Below are 290 nucleotides of genomic sequence, written 5' to 3'. Positions count from 1 at the left end.
CCTTGCGCATTTGGCGAAGGAGGTATACACGTCCGATCTCTTGCCTGACGGTAGCATAACAGGAGTGAAGCTGGCAGAGGGAGCGGTGAACGGACAGCATCTGCAGCCTGATAGCATAACTGGCGGGCATCTGGCCGAGCAAAGTGTGGAAGAGCGGCATGTAAGACCTGGCAGTATCACCCTTGCGCATTTGGCGAAGGAGGTATACACGTCCGATCTCTTGCCTGACGGTAGCATAACAGGAGTGAAGCTGGCAGAGGGAGCGGTGAACGGACAGCATCTGCAGCCTG

1 protein-coding gene is annotated in these 290 nt (G+C 56.6%); it reads left to right on the top strand.

The genetic code is table 11. From position 1 onward, the window contains the following. On the top strand, positions 1–290 hold a 290-nt coding region (locus HPT30_RS00485), incomplete at both ends, for a hypothetical protein (RefSeq protein ID WP_175369649.1).

The sequence above is a fragment of the Paenibacillus agri genome, from assembly GCF_013359945.1.
Taxonomy (GTDB): Bacteria; Bacillota; Bacilli; order Paenibacillales; family Paenibacillaceae; genus Paenibacillus_AQ; species Paenibacillus_AQ agri.
The sequence above is the reverse complement of the archived record's forward strand: the minus strand, read 5'-3'. Positions and strand labels throughout refer to the sequence as shown.